The sequence below is a fragment of the Pseudomonas sp. FG98 genome, from assembly GCF_057808595.1.
Genome location: NZ_JBMDIJ010000006.1, coordinates 96,114 through 114,357, shown reverse-complemented (window position 1 = coordinate 114,357; position 18,244 = coordinate 96,114). Strand labels below are relative to the sequence as shown.

The 18,244-nt window shown below is 52.9% G+C and carries 11 protein-coding genes; 9 read left to right on the top strand and 2 right to left on the bottom strand.

The window, feature by feature from the left end; all coding sequences use genetic code 11:
• Positions 1 to 76 precede the first annotated feature (76 nt).
• Positions 77 to 4,906 carry an RHS repeat-associated core domain-containing protein gene (locus ACODSK_RS06645; protein WP_489014762.1) on the bottom strand — a complete coding sequence of 1,610 codons (4,830 nt, stop codon included), beginning with the start codon at positions 4,904 to 4,906 and terminating at the stop codon, positions 77 to 79.
• A gap of 684 nt (positions 4,907 to 5,590) precedes the next feature.
• On the opposite strand from ACODSK_RS06645, the gene ACODSK_RS06640 reads away from it, so the two are divergent.
• The 9 genes from ACODSK_RS06640 to ACODSK_RS06600 all read left to right on the top strand — a co-directional run bounded on the left by ACODSK_RS06640 (position 5,591) and on the right by ACODSK_RS06600 (position 17,968).
• Entirely contained in the window at positions 5,591 to 5,800 is a 210-nt protein-coding gene (locus tag ACODSK_RS06640; RefSeq protein ID WP_489014760.1) for a hypothetical protein, read from the top strand.
• Between the two features lie 49 nt (positions 5,801 to 5,849).
• Positions 5,850 to 6,122, top strand: a complete 273-nt coding sequence (locus tag ACODSK_RS06635) for a hypothetical protein (RefSeq protein ID WP_489014759.1) — start codon at positions 5,850 to 5,852, stop codon at positions 6,120 to 6,122.
• A 17-nt stretch (positions 6,123 to 6,139) separates the two neighbouring features.
• Positions 6,140 to 7,297: a tyrosine-type recombinase/integrase gene (locus tag ACODSK_RS06630; RefSeq protein WP_489014758.1), complete on the top strand. Its 1,158-nt coding sequence runs from the start codon at positions 6,140 to 6,142 to the stop codon at positions 7,295 to 7,297.
• 408 nt (positions 7,298 to 7,705) lie between these two features.
• Positions 7,706 to 7,873: a helix-turn-helix domain-containing protein gene (locus tag ACODSK_RS06625; protein ID WP_439900223.1), complete on the top strand. Its 168-nt coding sequence runs from the start codon at positions 7,706 to 7,708 to the stop codon at positions 7,871 to 7,873.
• Between the two features lie 17 nt (positions 7,874 to 7,890).
• Positions 7,891 to 11,100 (top strand): helicase-related protein, encoded by a 3,210-nt coding sequence (locus tag ACODSK_RS06620; RefSeq protein ID WP_489014756.1) that lies wholly within the window; start codon positions 7,891 to 7,893, stop codon positions 11,098 to 11,100.
• Positions 11,101 to 11,115: 15 nt separating this feature from the next.
• Positions 11,116 to 11,895 carry a DUF4391 domain-containing protein gene (locus ACODSK_RS06615; protein WP_489014755.1) on the top strand — a complete coding sequence of 260 codons (780 nt, stop codon included), beginning with the start codon at positions 11,116 to 11,118 and terminating at the stop codon, positions 11,893 to 11,895.
• Positions 11,895 to 13,817 carry a site-specific DNA-methyltransferase gene (locus ACODSK_RS06610; protein WP_489014753.1) on the top strand — a complete coding sequence of 641 codons (1,923 nt, stop codon included), beginning with the start codon at positions 11,895 to 11,897 and terminating at the stop codon, positions 13,815 to 13,817. Before ACODSK_RS06615 ends, ACODSK_RS06610 begins: the two co-directional genes overlap by 1 nt.
• Before the next feature lie 12 nt (positions 13,818 to 13,829).
• A complete protein-coding gene (locus ACODSK_RS06605; protein WP_489014751.1) occupies positions 13,830 to 16,853 on the top strand; it encodes a type III restriction-modification system endonuclease in 3,024 nt (1,007 codons plus the stop codon).
• Between the two features lie 56 nt (positions 16,854 to 16,909).
• Positions 16,910 to 17,968 carry a hypothetical protein gene (locus ACODSK_RS06600; RefSeq protein ID WP_489014749.1) on the top strand — a complete coding sequence of 353 codons (1,059 nt, stop codon included), beginning with the start codon at positions 16,910 to 16,912 and terminating at the stop codon, positions 17,966 to 17,968.
• A 69-nt stretch (positions 17,969 to 18,037) separates the two neighbouring features.
• Here ACODSK_RS06600 and ACODSK_RS06595 read toward each other — a convergent pair whose 3' ends face one another.
• The gene (locus ACODSK_RS06595) at positions 18,038 to 18,217 is read right to left on the bottom strand and encodes a hypothetical protein (RefSeq protein WP_489014748.1); all 180 of its coding nucleotides are present in this window, start codon (positions 18,215 to 18,217) and stop codon (positions 18,038 to 18,040) included.
• Positions 18,218 to 18,244: the final 27 nt, after the last annotated feature.

Below are 18,244 nucleotides of genomic sequence, written 5' to 3'. Positions count from 1 at the left end.
CTTAGCCCAAGATAGCTCAGCCCCCATTAAGAATTTTTCTTGTCCTTGAAGCCGCCAATCTTTCATTTTAACCTCGCTATTTAGGAATTACTGTTCCATCAGGCATGATCCTGTACCAATCTCCACTTGGGCCACGATAATCCCAATGGGGGCCTACTGGATCAGGATGGTCTAAGTCAGGTCGTAAGCTCTCATTGGTTTTAGGGTTGTAATAATTTCCGTCTTTGCTACCCGGAGCACTGCCAGGCCTGCCGCGCCATTCCATACCCTCTGGAGCTTTCGTAGGGTCATTTCCAGGATACTGACGTGTCGGTGTGCTTACACAATCTCCACTTTTGCATCCAGTGCTTACAGGGTTAGCCCTCTGCGTACCATTTGCCCCCTTTACTGCGGTTGTCGCTGTGCTACTGGCTTCTGGAGAGCTTACAGCTGGTTGGTTTTTGCCTTTTCCGCTCGCTCCCCAGCTCCTATCCTTGATGGCTTTTGCCATACCGCTAGCCATCGACTTTACAGCACGAACAGCGGGCATGACTGGAGCCATCATCGCAACGCCGCCGAACATATTTGCCACCATCTGCGCATCAGATTTTGGCGGTGGTGTTGGATCACTTGGGGCCGGAGCATATGCGGGCGTTGTACTGCCCAACAAAGCACCTCCAACCATTAGAGCAAAGAGAACTGGATTTTGCCCGTCTGGATCAACATACCTATAAGGATTATTGAGGGCGTAGTTGTAGGTGTTAATCCCGCCCATCAACCCAATCGGATCGGATTCCAGATACCGCCCGAGCGCCGGGTTGTAGTTGCGGAACATGTTGTAATACATGCCTGTGGGGTCGGCGTACTGGCCGGGGAAGCGCAGGTTCTGGGTGATGCTGGTCGTCGGTGTCACACTGCCGAACGGCTGGTAATTGCCCGTCCAGACGATGCTCTGGCCGCTGTTGGTCGCCCGCTGCGGCGTGCCGAGATGGTCGGGGTGGACGTAAGAGATGGCAGGGCTGGCCGTGTTGATCGCCGCGATGGGCAATCCGTTCAGGTAGACATAATTAGTTTCTGCGGCGCCTTGCGTTTCAGAGAGGAGCATCCCGCCCATGCCGTATTGCTGGATGACGGGTGTGCCCGCGCCGACCGTGGATTTCAGGCGCTGGCCGAACGCGTCATAGACATAGGCGCTGGCGGTGCCTGATACGGTGGCGGTGGCAAGCTGGTTGGCCTTGTTATAGGCGAACGTGTCGGAGCCAATGGCGCTGACGTTACCCGCAGATGTATACGTGATCGACGTACCCCCGGCAGCCGTCATGCGGTTGCTGGTGCTGCTGATCGTGTAGCTCGTCCCGCCATAGGTCAGGCGGTTGGAATTGCTGTCATACGTGATGCTCGATGACGTATAGCTGCCTGAACTGGCATAGGTCAGCCTGTCGATCACGTCGTAGGTCAGATCCTGATTGTTCGCGGGCGTAACATTGTCCACGATATTGGTCAGGTTGTTGTTCGCGTTCCACGTGCTGGAGGTGTAATAGATATTGCCCCCCGCGCTGGCATAGCGGATGCCCGTGGGGCGGTAATCAAGGTCATAACTCCGCGTGGCAGACAGGCTGTTGCCGTAAGTGAACGACGACACCGGCCCATAGGGAAGATACGCGATGGAAGTCGCCACGTTTGTGGGCGACTGGCCGGGTTCCTTGGCGGTGACGGCAGAGATCTGGCCTGCGTTATCGCGGGTGTAGCCGATGATCCAGCCTGCATCCGGATAGGTGATGGTGCTGTAACGCCCGGCGCTTTCATAGGTGAAGTCGGTCGTATAGGTGGTGCCCGAAATCACACGATCCTGCGACGTCACCAGACCGCGTTCGTCGTAATCGAGCGACAAGGTGCCTGCCTGATCGGTCAGCGTGGTCAGGCGCCCGATGCCATCACCGTGGCCGCCCTGGTCGTAGGTGTAGGCGACATCGAGGCTGCTATCAGCTGGGTATGTGCGGGTGAGGATACGATCCGCCGCGTCATACGTCATGTTGGTGGTAACAGAGTTGCCGTCGATCTGCTGCGTGACGTTGGAGACTTTGTCGTAATACCAGACCCATGTGCCGCGATCCGGCGAGGTTTCCTGAATGACGTCGCCAAAGCCGTTATAGACGTAAGTGGTCACCTTGCCGCGCGGGTCGGTCACGGTCAGCACCCGGCCCAGCAGGTCATAGGTGTAGCTGGTCAGGTTGGTTGCGGCGTCCGTCACCGTTAATACACGGTTCAGGTCGTCATACGTCATGGTGGTGACGTATGTGAGCGGGTCGGTCACGGTCAGCACATTGCCGTTATCGTCGTAAGTGAAGGCTGTGGACTGGCTCATCCCGCCCACGGAAGTCAGCATCCGCCCGAGCGCGTCGAAGGTCGCGGTTTGTTGGCGCTTGGTGACGGCGGATGAATCTTTCCAGAGAGCCTGCGTGATGTTGTCGTCGTTATCCAGCGTGAAGTTCTGGGTTTCGTTCAGACGGTTGGTGATGCTGGTCAGGCGGTGGGCGTTGTCGTAGCCGTAAGAAAGATATGAGGCATCCGGCAGCGTGGTTTTGGTCAGGTTGCCTGCCGAGTCATATTGAATGGTCGTGGTCAGGCTGCCGCCCGTGACGGCCAGACTGCTGCTGGTCAGCCAGTTGCGGTTGTTATAGGCCAGCGTCGTGACGTTACTGTTCGGGTCGGTGATGGTGAGCGGCAAGCCACCGCCCTGCGCCGTGTTGATAGTGGTGACAAGGCTGACCGGGTCGGTAATGGTCGCAAGTGTGCCGCCGCTATAGGTATAAGTCGTGGTCGAGGTCAGATCGGTGCGCGGGGATTGTGCCGTGCTTAAGAGGCCCGTCGAGGTATAGGTGAACGTGCTGGTGCGCGTCTGCCCGTTGGTGGAATAGGGGATCGTCTGTGACGTCGTATCGGTCAGCGTGCTGGTGAGCATATGGCCGCTGGTGCTGCTATAGGTGAAGCTGCCTGTTACGCCCGGATTGGTGATGGTCGCGGGCAGGCGCACCCATGTCGCGTCATACGAAATGCTGGTGGTGTACTGGTTCGCGGTGCCGGAGGCATAAACGATGGCTGTTGGATCGCCACGGCTGTTGTTGGTATAGGCGGTCTGCACGCCGTTCCAGTCGGTCTGGGTGGCCAGATAACCGTTGGCGTCATAGGTGAACAGGCGCGTGGCTGCTGCAACGGTGCCGTTGGCAGCGCGGTCGATCCGGCTGAGCTTCGGCGTACTTTGCAGCGTGGTGAATTTATAAGTGTCCTGAATGCCGAGCGGCCCGGTGACGAGATTCCCGGCGCTGCTGTAGGAAATGCTGGTCAGGCCCGCGCTGCCCGCGTGTGTGCTGGAGGTGGCGCGACCCGCGCCGTCATACGTCCATGTCGCGAAGCGGTTGCCGTTTTCATCGGTGATGCCGGTCAGCATCCACGGCAGTTCGGCGGTTTCATAAAGATAGGTGAGTGTGGTGGTGGGGCTGGTGTTATAGGTCACTGTCTCCAGGCGGTTATTGCTGCCCGAGGGCTGGGTGTAGCCATAGGTCAGTGTCATGTTGTCGGGCGTGGTGACATAACTGACCGCGCCGCTGGTGAAGGTGAAGCCCAGCGAACGGCCATAAGAATCGCTGACGCTGCTTAACTCTCCGGCGCTGGTATAGCTTAAGGTCTGGCTGTAGCCGTTGCGCCAGGCAATGGAATCCAGGCGGCCCTTGCCACTGGTCACCGTATAGGTTTCGGTGGTGTCGTCGGAATCTTTGAGCGTATAGGTCGATCCGCTGCTGGTCAGGCGGTAATCCTGATCGGTACTGGGTGTCCATGTGCCGCTGCTGGTGAAGTTGATGACCTGGCCGTCGGCGCGCTCGGCAGTCGCCTGAGAACCGGAAAGAATGCGTAAGTAACGGTCGAAGTTCGAGCGCCAGTTCATGCCCATGATCGTCGGGTACAGGTTGCGCGTATAAGACTGGCTGTTATAGCTGCGGGTGAAGGTCAGCGGGTTGGTGCCCGCCGTGGTGTAATCCGTCACGTCTTCATAAAGGTTGCCAGTCGCGACATTGATCGGGTCGCCCACTGCCGCACCACCGACGCAGCAGTCAAAACAGTTCGCACCGTCGCCCTTGGCGGCAGTGGCAAGACCTGCAGGGGATACGGAAAGCGTGTAGGTGCCGTCAGTAATGTCGTTCTGATCTTGTTTATAGACAAGAACGCTATAAGTCTCTCCAGCAACGATGGAAGTCACATTTAGGGTGCTGGGTGAAGTGGGGCCAGCTAGAGCAGCGCCCTTACCGCTGCCATCACCATCGTAAACTCTGGCCCATACTCTTAATGCCGAGTTGCTGCTGGATGCCCCCAAGCTGACTACGGCTGGGCTGCTGGTGCCCCCTGAGAAGGTGTAAACATCAACACCTCCACGAGTGACCGCACCGCCATAGGTCGTTCCGGGGTACATAGTGCCCCCTGTACTTGCTCCTGATATGGCCGTGGCCCCCGGAACAACTATTACGGTAGCCTCATAATCGCCCCCAGCCGTGCCTGTGGTGCGAGTCACCTCCATCGTCCATGTGCCGCCTGTTGCATTAAGCGCTTCACAAGTAGCGTGAATGGTGCCCTGACCGGCACAGCCTTGCGTGCCATTAGGCTTTTTAAGTCTTACTACCGGACTGAAATTGGTGAGAGCGCCGACCTCTCCCACGGATGCCAAAAGTGCATCGCCGGTGTTAGCTTCAAAAGTGTATGTGTCCGTCGTTGAAGTATTGGGAATGTTGCCAGTGACAATCTGGCCACTTTCGATAGTGCCGGATACGCTAAGCATCATCGGCTGTACTTTATAAATTTTATAGGCGGGATAGGACGCAAGAAGGGCAAGAAAAATAGGCAGCCATACAAGCTTTTTACCAAACTTAAACTTCATTACACCCTCTAATAAAAATTTATTCTGCTTGCCTGGCTCGCAGGTGGATACACTTGAATAACAAAATAAACTCAATCATACGTTTGTACCCAAAGCAATCTGATTCCCTGAGTTATCAGGTGGCTTTTTATTTTTTCTTGCATGATTACTGGTTGTATACATAGAGGCGCATAAGGTTGTATGTCGCATTATGAATATGGTGTTTTGGTTGTGTTAAGTCGGGATTGAGCTGGCGCATCTTTCCCGCTCACGCCGTTCCCAGTGCGCCACATCTTCTGCGTCCCAGAGATTGAAGCTCCCGACATGCTTCATGCAGGGGGAAGGGAACGGGTTCACGGCACGCTTCATACGCCTAAACAGCGTCCGGCTTGAACAACGGAAGCGTTCGCAGAGATCCTGTGTGGAGTAGTAGGAAACCATGGCGCACCTCCATAGGGAGCATGGTTTCAACTTACCAGAGGACAGATGGTGCTCCTCCTCTCGGCTTCCTCCTGATCTCAACGGGGCTCAAACGGACAGGGGCGGATCATGGCGCTGCCTGTCTGAAAATACACAACCATAGAATGTAAAAAATTAAGTAAAAATAAACCCCTTCAGTCTCATTATAAAATTATTGAGACAAATTTTATTTATTGCGCATAAGAGATTTATAGGATGCAAATCATAATCAGAGGGGAGATGACGATGGCGCAGCTGCGTCAGGCATTCTATGAAAAGCTCAAAGAGCTGGAGGAAGACTACAACGTAAAGCACTTTAAAAACGCCACCCTGTACGTAAATCCTGTCAATGAGTTTGGTGAAGAAGTCGTACCGCGTAACAGGTGCGGCCAGTCGGTGAACAAGCTGCACAGCAACGGCCCGTACAAAAGCGCTGCCGACGATTACAAGATTTGACCCTGCGTTTTACTTTCTTCAACCACTGCGAAGGGAGATGAATGCCATCATGGAATTTCCTCGTTATGTGAATCTTGAGCAGGCCAGAAGCGTACTTGCCGAGAATGGCATTGAGCTCAGCCACCGCCAGCTCAAGCGGGCCGCCGACCCAGACGCCCACGGCAAGCGTAAATTGCCGTTCTTCGTCGATCCTATCGACGGACGCCTGAAGATCGACAAAAACCTGCTGGTTGAGATTTACAATACCTGCCAGGTTGAGGCTCAAAATGCTGCGCATATAACCCCTAAAAGCTTAAAAGGAACATTTGACCGAAACAGCTAAGTACGCTAACCAGAATCATGTCCGACATTCGAAAAAGAACAGGCGCAAAAGGAACGACCTATCAGGTTCGTTATCTTCAGAAGAACGGTAAGTCCGGTTATAAGACCTTTCCCCGGCGAAAGGATGCGCAGCTATTCATCGAATCTCTTTCAACCCGCAAGCCGGAAGACTCCGAATTCAAGACCATGAATGCTGCCGTTCGGCTGTGGCTCGACGTCTGCCGCAATGAAGGTCGCGGCGGGCGTCCTCCGGTCAGTGCGTTCACCTATCAGCTCTACGAAGTCCGGGGCGACCTGATGTGTGAATATGACTGGGGGAAGGGGCCTCACGAGCTTAACAAGGCTGACGTGGTGAAATTCCGTTCGTGGCTGTTGCGTCGGACGAGCCGTTATATGGCCTCAAAAACATTGCTAAGTCTTCATTCTGTGGTCAAGGAACTGATCGACCGTGACATGCTGCTGCAAGACCCGGTGTCGGGTGTAGCGATTCAGCTGGAGAATGAAGAGGTCGATATTCCGACGACGGGTGAGGTGAAGGCGATGCTTAAAGCGACCGATGACCTGGCCGCTGCCTCGGACAAGCGAACCGCCAAGGTATGGGAGATTTACAGACCGATGATCTGGCTGGCTGTCGGCTCCGGTATGCGTCCGCAAGAATATCTTGCGCTGCCGCATCGTGATGTAATGAACAACGCTATCCGAGTCAGTCAGGCACTGAAAAAAACCGGCGATATCGGCAAGCCGAAGACGAAGTCTGGAATGCGGATTATCCCGATAGAGCCTCAAACCATGGATATCCTGAATTCATTCATTGCCAAACGCGATAAATGGAGTCCAGATGATTTGATATTTGGCACACGTTCCAATACGCCGATTTCAACTCGCAATTACCGTCACGCCGCCTGGTTTTCGATGATGGAAAAGGCTGGATTGTTGCAGGAGGTTGAAGAGAACGGAAAGACATTTATCCGGCCAAAATATCATCCGTATGCCCTGCGGCATTATTATGCGTCGATGCTGATTGCCAACAATATTGCTATCACCAGAATCCAGAAGCTTATGGGTCATAAAGACCCTTCTATCACGCTCAATACTTATGCCCATCTCATGAAAAATACCGACGAAAGCGACGCTGATTTGGTTCGAGCAGCGGTCAGCCGGATGTATGTAAGCTGATCCTTGTGGCGAGTTTGTGGCGAGCGCAATACAAGTATCTGATATAGATAGATATTTTGCCGCCTTCTAAGCAGGGGGTTGCAGGTTCGAGTCCTGCCGGGATCGCCATCAAAATTATAAATAATATCAATTGGTTAGTCTTCGCAGACTGACCCTTTATTCTTTGAAAATTCAATTCTTGCCACAAAATGCCACACGCTGAAACCCGCAGAAATCCGCCATTGTCCGCCATGGTCGTTTTGGACTTGTGGCGAGCGTGTGGCGAATCCATATTGCTTTGCCTCTACCAGCCGGTAGGTAAACTGGTACCTCCGTCTGAAAGAGTGTCGATAGCATTTGGCCATTCCCCGATTTCCCCTTATTCTCTCAGGCATCAAAGCAGGGGCGGATGAGATGCCTGAAGAGATAATGACCCTCAAGGAGGTAGCTGAATACCTCAAGCTCGCGGAGAAGACGGCCTACCGTCTGGCCGCCGACGGGACGATTCCTGGCTTCAAGGTAGGGGGCAGTTGGCGGTTCCGAAAGGCCGTCATCGAAGACTGGATCGACCAGCAAACGGTCAAAAATCGCATTTGAGTTAGGGTGGACAAGCTTTGTTACTGGACAATAGAAATAACGGCCACGTAGGGAACACGCTGCGCGATCACCTCGCTGCCGGATCGAAGCTATCCGTGCTTTCAGGCCTGTTCACCATCTATGGCTTCTCAGCGCTCAGGAAGGAGCTTTCCCGCATGGACGGTGCAAGGCTGCTGCTCTCCGACTGGGAAGGCTCGCCGCTTCAGGCACTCATTGGGTCTGATACTGACCTGCGCCTCGTGAACCAGCTCGATCAAAAGCGCATCGCCAGGGAATGCGCCAAATGGCTCGCCAGCAAGGCCGAGGTACGCTCAGCCAACGCGGCGCAGAACATGTTCCTGGTCGAAGACGGCAGCCAGGGCAGCTTCGCCATTCACGGCAGTTCAGCCTTCACTCCTGCCGGTCTGGGCGAAGTCCAAGCCGATACCCCGCTAATGAATACCGGCATCAGTGATCCGGAAACCACCAAGCAGCTGCTGTCCTGGTTTAACTCTGTCTGGGCGGACGCCCCTAAAGCTCGCGACATCAAGGACGAGCTCCTTGAAAAGCTGGAATTCATCGCCGCCGACCAGCCCGGCGATTTCATTTATTTCCTGACGCTCTACAACATTTTCAAAGACTTCCTCGACGACATCGACGAAGAGAGCATCATCAAGACCAAGACCGGTTTCAAGGACACCCTTGTCTGGAACAAGCTCTATAAATTCCAGAAGGATGGCGTGCTCGGTGCCATCGATAAGCTCGAAAAGCACAATGGCTGCATCATTGCCGACAGCGTCGGTCTGGGTAAGACCTTCGAGGCGCTGGCCGTCATCAAGTATTACGAGCTGCGCAATGACCGTGTGCTGGTGCTATGCCCGAAAAAGCTTCGGGATAACTGGACTATCTACACCGTCAACGACAAGCGCAACCTGCTGGCGCAAGACCGTTTCAACTATGACGTCCTGAACCATACCGATCTCTCGCGCCTGAAAGGCAGCTCCGGTGAGATCAATCTTGAAACCCTGAACTGGGGAAATTACGACCTCATCGTCATCGACGAGTCGCACAACTTCCGCAACAACAACCCCACCAAAGGCACAAAAAACCGCTATAGCCGCCTGATGGAGGACATCATCCAGTCAGGTGTGAAGACCAGGGTGCTGATGCTCTCCGCCACGCCGGTGAACAACCGCATGAACGACCTGAAGAATCAGGTCGCCTTCATCACCGAGGGGCGTGATGACGCCTTCAGCGATGTCGGCATTAAGAATGTGGAAAGCACGCTGCGCCTGGCGCAGAAGCAGTTCAACCAGTGGGTCAAGCAACCGCCTGAAAGCCGTAGCGTCGCGTCCTTGCTGGATACGATGAGCTTTGACTATTTCAAGCTGCTCGATATCGTCACCATCGCGCGCTCCCGCAAGCATATTCAGAAATACTACGGCACGGCAGATATCGGCCAGTTCCCGACACGTCTGCCACCGCAGAACATCTATGCGGACATCGACGCCACGCACGAATTTCCGCCGCTCAAGGAAGTGAACAAGACAATCCGCAGGCTGTCGCTCGCAGGCTACTCGCCGATGAAGTTCGTTCGGACTGACAAGAAGGACGAGTACGCCCGGCGCTACGACAACGCTGTGGGCGACGGCAAGGGCGTGTTCAAGCAGGTTGACCGGGAAGAGAGCCTGATCCACCTGATGCGGGTGAATCTGCTCAAGCGCATGGAAAGCTCGATCAGCTCGTTCACGCTCACCTCGCAAAAGCTGCTGGCGCAGGTGGAAGCGCTGCTGCAGAAGATCGACGCCCATGAAAGCGGCGACATCGAAGCGCTGAATATCGAGGATATTCACGACTTTGAAATGGACTCGCCGGAACTTGAGCCCTTCATGATCGGCAATAAAACCCGCGTCCTGCTCCAGGACATGGATCTCATCCGGTTCAGGCAGGAGCTGGAGGCGGACAGGATCTTCCTGACCACTATCGTCGAATCCGCGCAAACCGTGGGTGCGCCACGTGATGCCAAGCTCGAAAGGCTTAAAGACGTCATTGCCCAAAAAGTCCGAGAGCCCCTTAATCCGGGAAACAAGAAGGTCATCGTCTTCACGGCCTTTGCCGATACCGCGAAGTACCTCTATACCCATCTTGCTGATTGGGCTAAGGACGAACTTGGTATCCACAGTGCACTCATCACGGGCGGCGGCACCAACAAGACGACCCTGGCCGGGGCGGGGTCTGACCTGAACAACCTCCTGACCGCATTTTCCCCCGTGTCGAAGGAGCGCGGAAAGATTGATCCCGACGCGAAGGCTGAGATTGACCTGCTGATTGCCACCGACTGCATCAGCGAGGGTCAAAACCTTCAGGACTGCGACACGCTCATCAACTACGACATTCACTGGAACCCGGTCAGAATCATCCAGCGCTTTGGTCGCGTTGATCGCCTGGGCTCGAAAAACACCAGAATCCAACTCATCAACTTCTGGCCGAATATGGAGCTGGACGAGTACATCAATCTGGAAGCACGGGTGGCAGGCCGCATGATGCTCCTGGACGTCTCGGCCACGGGCGAGGAAAATGTCATCGACGCCAACGCCCAGGAAATGAACGACCTGGAATATCGCCGCAGGCAGCTTCAGCAACTCAAAGATGCCGTGGTCGATCTGGAAGACATGGCAGGCGGTGTCTCCATCACCGACTTGACCTTGAACGACTTCCGCATGGATCTTTCAGGCTACATGAAGAAGGGCCTGCACAAGCTGGTAGAGGCTCCTCACGGCCTCTATGCCGCAGTCACCATTGATGCCGACCTCAAAGCGGATGGCCTCAAGCCTGGCGTCATCTTCTGCCTGAAGAGCATCCGGGATGGTCATCGCGCTGTCCAAGTGGACGAGAACTATCCGCTTGCGCCGTTCTTCCTGGTCTATGTCACGGACGAAGCCGTCGTTGAGCTCAACTTCACGCAAAGCAAGAAGGTACTCGACCTGCTGAAGAAGCACGGTCTCTCGGCATCTGCCGTTGATGAGGATGCAACCGGGCAGGTAAACGACCGTACCAGGAACGGCTCCGACATGGCGCAATACCAGCAGCTGCTGGCCGTCGCGGTTGATAGCATTGCAGGCAAAAGCGAAGAGAAGGGCGTACAAAGCCTCTTCACCAGAGGTGGCACGGTGCTGACCGCCACCAGCAGCCAGGGCATCGAGGATTTCGCTGTTGTAACCTACCTCATCATCACGGACGCTCCATAAGGCTAAGGACATGCTATGACGCCAGGTACGCTGGAAGCCTTCATCGACCATCTTTCAATTCCCAGATCCTGTGAATTGAACAAACCCGTTTTCAAGAAGCTCTTTCTTGAAAACGGTATCCTCGATATCGCCGATAAAACGGCCTTGAAGGATGATGTTGACAAAATCCGTTGGCTCTACACCCTGAAACCCGCCACGATCAACGTCGCGGCTTATGTTGATAGCGAGCGCGATTTTTCTGAAATCGCGGTTCTCCAGGTGGAGTTGACATCGGCCAAGCGGCTGAAGCGGATCGCGAACTTTATGCAGCGGTCGATCCCATACCCGCTCATCCTGCTGTTTACCCAAGGCAGCCAGATCTGCCTAAGCGTGTCCGACAAGCGTATCAACCAGGCGGACAAGGAAAAATGGGTCGTCGAAGACCCTCTTTACACGGATTGGATCGACCTGGGCGCTCCCACGGCAGCGCAGGCAGATTTCTTAAAAGACTGCCATATCAACAGCTTTTCCTTTGTCAATTTCCTTAGTTTCTATAAAAGCCTGACTGATCGTGTCATAGCTATTAATTGCTCTAGCCATAGTGGACGCTATAAACAGGTTGCAGCCGATAATATAGAAAATAAACCGAGCGAGGGCCGTCTTGAACGGCTCCGCGAGCTTGAAAAGCTCAACCTGCAAAAGACAGAGATCGCCAATAAGCTTAAAAAAGAGAAGCAGATGGGGCGGCAGGTTGAGCTGAATACCAAGATCAAACAGATCAATGATGTCATTGAAAAAATTAGAGAGACCATTTGATGAATAAGCCAGCTCTTGAGCGAGTGACCCTGAAGGACGGTGAGAGCACCAATATCGTCAATGAAAATATCGAGCAGCTCAAAACAATATTCGCTGAAGCTTTTGGCGAGGGTGGCGTGGATTTTGACACTCTGCGCCAACTCCTGGGCGATGCAGGTGTCATCGACGAAGGTGAAGAGAAATACGGCCTGAACTGGCATGGCAAAAAGAAGGCCCGCCAGATCGCCTTGACGCCATCGACCGGAACACTACGGCCTTGCCCAGGGGAAAGTGTTGCTTGGGACACGACTCAGAATTTATTTATCGAAGGCGATAATCTTGAGGTTCTGAAGCTTTTACAGAAAAGCTACGCAGGCAAGATTAAGATGATTTATATCGATCCTCCGTATAACACTGGGAAAGAATTCATTTATCCTGATAGATTTCAAGAGAACTTGGATACCTATCTCAAATACACGGGCCAGGTTGACGATGAAGGGGTGAAGTTCTCCAGCAATACTGAAACTTCTGGGCGCAAGCACACGAACTGGCTTAACATGATGTATCCTCGCCTCAAGCTGGCTCGCAGCTTGCTGACCGAAGATGGGATAATTTTCATTTCCATTGATGATAATGAGCACGCAAACTTAAAAATCATTTGCGATGATATTTTCGGTCAAGAGAACTTCATGGGTGAGGTTTGTCGAGCTACTGGTCAGACAACTGGCCAGGATAGTGGCGGCCTCGGCAGCTCTTTTGACTACATCCTGGTTTACTCAAAAAGCGTAGGTTTTGACCTCTGCGGCCTTCCTCTCAATGAAAAGGACTTGACCCGCTTTGAGAACGAAGATGAGCGAGGAAAGTTTGCATACGACCAGATGAGAAAAACCGGCTCCAATGACCGGCGTGAAGATCGGCCAAAGCTATTTTATCCTGTAACTAATCCAGACGGCGAGGATGTATACCCTATCGCCCCGGCTGGATACGAAAGTCGTTGGCGTTTCGAGAAAAAAGCATATGATCGTTTGCTAAATGACAATTTCATTCTTTGGAAAAAGACAAAGCGTGATGATCAAGAGGTCTGGTGGCCGTATGTGAAATACTACCTGGAGGGAAGGACTAAGCGTCCATCTCCGCTTTGGAACGACCTTGACGGAAATAAAAAAGCAGCTCGTGATGTAAGAGCATTGTTTGATGGAAAGAAGGTTTTCGACTTTCCAAAGCCTATTCCTATGATTGAGCGTTGCATCCAGATCGCCCCAAACTCGTCTCAAGATGACATTATCTTAGACTTCTTTGCAGGGTCAGCTACAACAGCTCACGCAGTAATGCTACTTAATGCAAAGGACTCTGGAAACAGAAGGCACATTAGCATCCAGCTTCCAGAACCCGTTGAAGAGGATTCTGAAGCTTTCAGTGCAGGGTTCAAGACGATCTCTCAGATTTCCAGGGAAAGGATTAAACGCGCAGCCAAGTCCATCCAGAAGGACTATCCGAAGTTCAACGGCGATCTGGGTTACAAGGTGTTCAAACTTTCCAGCTCAAATATAAAAGCCTGGAACCCTGACCGTACAGACCTTGAAGAGACACTCCTTTCTCATCAGGAGCACTTGGTCGAAGGGCGCAGTGAGCAAGATATCTTATTTGAACTTTTGCTCAAGCGTGGCATTGATCTTGCTGTACCTATCGAGACCAAAACTGTAATTGGTAAAAATATTTATAGCATCGGCTACGGCGCTGTATTTGCGTGTCTTCACGAGACCATCTCTCAGGATGAGGTCGAAGGAATTGCTCACGCAATTTTGAATTGGCATGAAGAGCTAAAGCCTGCTTCCGACACGCATGTTTTCTTCCGTGATAGTGCATTCATTGGTGATGTCTCAAAAACCAACATGGCTGCCATTCTAGAGCAGAACGGCATAACCCATGTACGCAGCTTGTAAGGAGCGGGCCTGATGAAGCTGCATTTTGAAGACAATCTTGATTACCAGATGTCGGCCATAGAGTCTGTCCTGGGGCTATTCAAAGGACAGGAAATCTCCCGCTCTGAGTTTACAGTCACTTATCGGCCCGAGTCCGGGCCGCAGCGCTCGCTGGGTCTTGCAGAAAATGAGCTTGGAGTGGGTAACCGTTTACAGTTGGTAGATGACGAAATTATCGATAATCTTCGCGCCATCCAACTAGGCAACGGTTTGCGACCATCCAAGGATCTGAAGAGCGGTGATTTCACCGTAGAAATGGAAACCGGCACAGGCAAGACTTACGTCTATCTGCGTACCATTTTTGAACTGAATAAAAATTACGGATTTACAAAATTCGTGATTGTTGTGCCCTCTGTTGCCATTAAGGAAGGCACATATAAGACACTAAAAATCACCCGCGATCACTTTGAAAACCTTTACCCCAAAGCAAAGGGGTATGAGTATTTCCTTTACGACTCGTCCAAGCCAGGGCTAGTACGTAGCTTCGCCACCAGTCCGAACATTCAGATCATGGTGACGACCGTAGGGGCCATCAACAAAAAAGACGTTAACAACCTCTACAAAGAAAATGAGAGCACGGGCGGTGAGAAGCCGATTGATCTCATCAAAGCGACCAACCCCATCATTATTGTGGACGAGCCGCAAACCGTGGATGGCGGCCTTCAGGGACAGGGTAAAAAAGCACTGGACGCCATGAGCCCGCTTTGCACGTTGCGTTATTCCGCTACCCATGTGGACGAGCACCACATGGTTTATAGTCTGGATGCCTTTGACGCCTATGATCGAGGGTTGGTCAAGCAGATTGAGGTCGCTTCCCTCAAGGTCGAAGGAGGCAACAACAAGCCTTATGTAAGGCTTGAATCTACGCATAACCGCAAAGGCTCGATCACAGCCAAGATCGAAATCGACGTCCAGCGCGGTAAGAACATCAAGCGCGAGATTCTTACCGTCGAAGACGGTGACGATCTGGAGCAAATCGCCAACCGCGCCATCTACGAGAATATGCAGATCGGCACGATTACTTGCGGCAAGGACAACGAATCAATCCAGATCAAAGGGCCGGGCATCGACCAGGTATTGCGTCCTGGCGAAGCCATTGGGGCAGTAAGTCCGGATGAGATCAAGCGCCTTATGATCCGTCGCACGATCAAGGAGCATCTCGACAAGGAGCTCACCTTTGCTGCGAACAAGCAGCCTATCAAGGTTTTGAGCCTGTTCTTTATCGACAGCGTTGAGCATTATCGCCAGTACGATGAAGCTGGTAATCCGGTCAAAGGCAAATACGCCTTGATGTTTGAAGAGGAGTATTCGAAGCTCGCCAAGTCCAGTGACTACCAGAGCCTCTTCAAAGAAATTGATCTAGACACAGATGCTGCCGAAGTTCACAACGGCTACTTCTCCATTGACAAGAAGGAGCGCCTGGTCGACACCGCAGAAAGCACACAGGCAGGCCGTGACAACTCCGAACGGGCCTACAATCTAATTATGAAGGAGAAGGAAAAACTGCTGAGTTTTGATACTAAGCTGAAGTTTATTTTCTCCCACTCGGCTCTCAAAGAGGGCTGGGACAACCCCAACGTCTTCCAGATTTGCGCCTTGCGTGAAATGGGCACCGAGCGGGAGCGCCGCCAGACCATCGGGCGCGGCTTGCGCCTTTGCGTCAATCAGGATGGGCAGCGCCTGCGCGGGTCTGATATCAACACGCTCACTGTGATCGCGACCGAGAGTTATGAAGAGTTCGCCGAAAATCTTCAGACGGAGATGGAGAAAGATACTGGCATCCGTTTCGGCATCGTTGAATCCCACCAGTTTGCGACCGTGCTGACGGTTAATGAGAAGGGGGAAGCTACCCCGCTTGGCTTCGAGCAGTCCGAGAAAATCTGGCAATTCCTGAAAGACGAAGGCTATGTCGACGTCAAGGGCAAGGTTCAGGATTCTCTGCGTGCCGCACTCAAGGACGGCTGCTTCAAGCTGCCCGACGATATCAAGGCGGGATTGGGCAGAAAGCCTGATGTTGCGGTGGAGGACATTCAGGGTGTGCTGAAGAAGCTTGCTGGCAAGCTTGATATCAAGAATGCCGATGACCGCCGGATCATCCGTACCCGCGAGGCCGTCCTGCAGAGCGAGGAGTTCAAGGCGCTCTGGGATCGCATCAAGTACAAGACGACCTACCGGGTTGACTTCAATAACGAGAAGCTTATTGCCGATTGCGCCAAAGCCATTCTGGACTGCCCGCCTATCACCAAAACCAGGGCGCAATTCCGAAAGGCTGATATTGCGATAGGCAAAGGCGGCGTGACGACCAAGGAAACGGGTGCCTCTCAATTTACGACGATCCATGAGGACGACATTGAGCTTCCCGACATCATTACGGATTTGCAGGACAAAACCCAGCTGACCCGCAGCAGCATCGTCAAAATCCTCACCGAGAGTCGCCGCCTGCAGGACTTTGCCCGTAACCCGCAACAATTCATCGACTTTGCCTCAGAGGCCATCAACCGCACCAAACGTCTGGCGCTAGTCGATGGCATTAAGTACAGCAAGATCGGCGACGAGCACTTCTATGCGCAGGAACTTTTCCAGCAGGAGGAGCTTAAAGGCTATTTGAAAAATACCTTAGAGACGCAGAAGTCCGTTTATACGCATGTCGTCTATGATTCGGCGGGCGTAGAGAAAAACTTCGCTGAAGCTTTGGAAAGTAACGAAGCCGTGAAGGTGTATGCGAAGCTGCCGTCCTGGTTCAAAATTCCCACGCCGCTGGGCACCTATAACCCGGACTGGGCGGTTGTCGTCGATGATGAAGAAGGCAAGGAAAAACTGTACTTCGTGGTGGAAACCAAAGGCAGCACCTGGTGGGGCGATCTGCGCCACGTCGAGGGTGCCAAAATCCTCTGTGGTGAAAAGCATTTTGAGGAAGTCGCCAATGACGCCAACCCAGCACGGTACATACGTGCAGTCGATGTCAATGGCATGATGGCGCATATCAATCAGGACTGACATCCAGGAACGGTTGAAAGTTGTTTATGCCTGGTAGGTCAATCGGAATATTCCGATTGACCTACCAGGTCTTTCCAGATGGTTACCTAAAATATCTCGGACATAACGCCATGTATGAATCGCCTTTTCAGACGCATGCCGATTTATTGATCAACGGGCGGGATGCCTCAGCGCAGTATTTGCAATCCTTCGTTCTGTCGATGCATGACAGCAACAATTACAAATTTTCTGCCAAAGAGCTTTCCAGCCTCAGTGATGCCCATTTTGATATTTTTATCGAGCTTGCGAAGAATTTCAGGGAGGAGGGGCGAGATAGTGATCCGTTCAAAAATGTATGCCGGGAGATGATCGCGCGACGCCCTGACTACACGCAGGAGCCTTCCGATTTTTACATGTTTCCAGAGCCTGAGTTAGTTTTTGTTCCCGATCAAACCGACCTTGCCACACATCTGCACCCGCTTTTCAGTATTGATCTGAGTTCGGTTAATCGGGAGTGGTCTGGTTACGCGCATATGCTGTGTCCGCTTGAACCGGGCGAAGATCGTCTGGTCGGTTATGCTACCGAGCATACGGACTATCATTCCGCCTTACTGCAAACGAACTGGGTCGGATTCAAAATCGAAGACGGTCGTTACCGCCTGATGGGTGATCCTCGTTATTTCTTCCTTCATGCAGAAAATGCAGACCTTTCAGATCCCTATCCGGAAGCGCGCTCTGAACTGATGGAATGTTACGAAGCTGGAAATAAGTCTTTTGCGGCCGTTCGTGATGCCTACCGCAAGACAGGATATCTTTTGGATCTCTCCCGGCTTCATTCCGGTAGGAGCGTGGATAGCCGGGATCGGTGCCCCTTTGTAGAGCAAATCGGCGGTGATGTTGATCTCTGGCTGGTAGGGATGCGCGGTATGCCGTTGTACTATGCCTCGGAATGTAACGGCATTACGCCCGTTTATCCCCGGAGCCCCTCCGGCCACCCGTTCCATCATGTCGCGACGGTGCCTGTGGATTCCTATCAATTAGGTGGCCCGGAAAAAGTCATCATGTTTTATGAGCCCATCGAGAAGCTGGTTCTGTTTACCTTCTATTCAAAACCGCCCTGCGAGCCGCAATACTAAAATCTTCAAGGGACATAATTCGTCCACACGCCAAGCGGCCCTTTTCGGGGCCGCTTCTCGTTTCGGGCATCAGGGGCGCATTCCCCTTGCGCTCATTACGCGCCGGATGTTTGCCAATGAGGCGAGGGCATTCCGGCAGTCTTCGCTGGCTTTGTCGCCACGCGCCGCCGCATTGAAGGCTGTGCGGTAGAGCGCGCGCAGTTCGCTCTCAGATTTGGCAGCCAGTTCAAAGATCGTCAGCAGTTTCATCTTCGTTATCTCCTCTTTTTTTAAGCC

What these genes read in the sequence shown, in the direction of transcription:
- ACODSK_RS06645 (WP_489014762.1), bottom strand. Translation starts at nt 4,906, where the DNA reads ATGAAGTTTAAGTTTGGTAAAAAGCTTGTATGGCTGCCTATTTTTCTT.
- ACODSK_RS06640 (WP_489014760.1), top strand. Translation starts at nt 5,591, where the DNA reads ATGGCGCAGCTGCGTCAGGCATTCTATGAAAAGCTCAAAGAGCTGGAG.
- ACODSK_RS06635 (WP_489014759.1), top strand. Translation starts at nt 5,850, where the DNA reads ATGGAATTTCCTCGTTATGTGAATCTTGAGCAGGCCAGAAGCGTACTT.
- ACODSK_RS06630 (WP_489014758.1), top strand. Translation starts at nt 6,140, where the DNA reads ATGTCCGACATTCGAAAAAGAACAGGCGCAAAAGGAACGACCTATCAG.
- ACODSK_RS06625 (WP_439900223.1), top strand. Translation starts at nt 7,706, where the DNA reads ATGACCCTCAAGGAGGTAGCTGAATACCTCAAGCTCGCGGAGAAGACG.
- ACODSK_RS06615 (WP_489014755.1), top strand. Translation starts at nt 11,116, where the DNA reads ATGACGCCAGGTACGCTGGAAGCCTTCATCGACCATCTTTCAATTCCC.
- ACODSK_RS06610 (WP_489014753.1), top strand. Translation starts at nt 11,895, where the DNA reads ATGAATAAGCCAGCTCTTGAGCGAGTGACCCTGAAGGACGGTGAGAGC.
- ACODSK_RS06605 (WP_489014751.1), top strand. Translation starts at nt 13,830, where the DNA reads ATGAAGCTGCATTTTGAAGACAATCTTGATTACCAGATGTCGGCCATA.
- ACODSK_RS06595 (WP_489014748.1), bottom strand. Translation starts at nt 18,217, where the DNA reads ATGAAACTGCTGACGATCTTTGAACTGGCTGCCAAATCTGAGAGCGAA.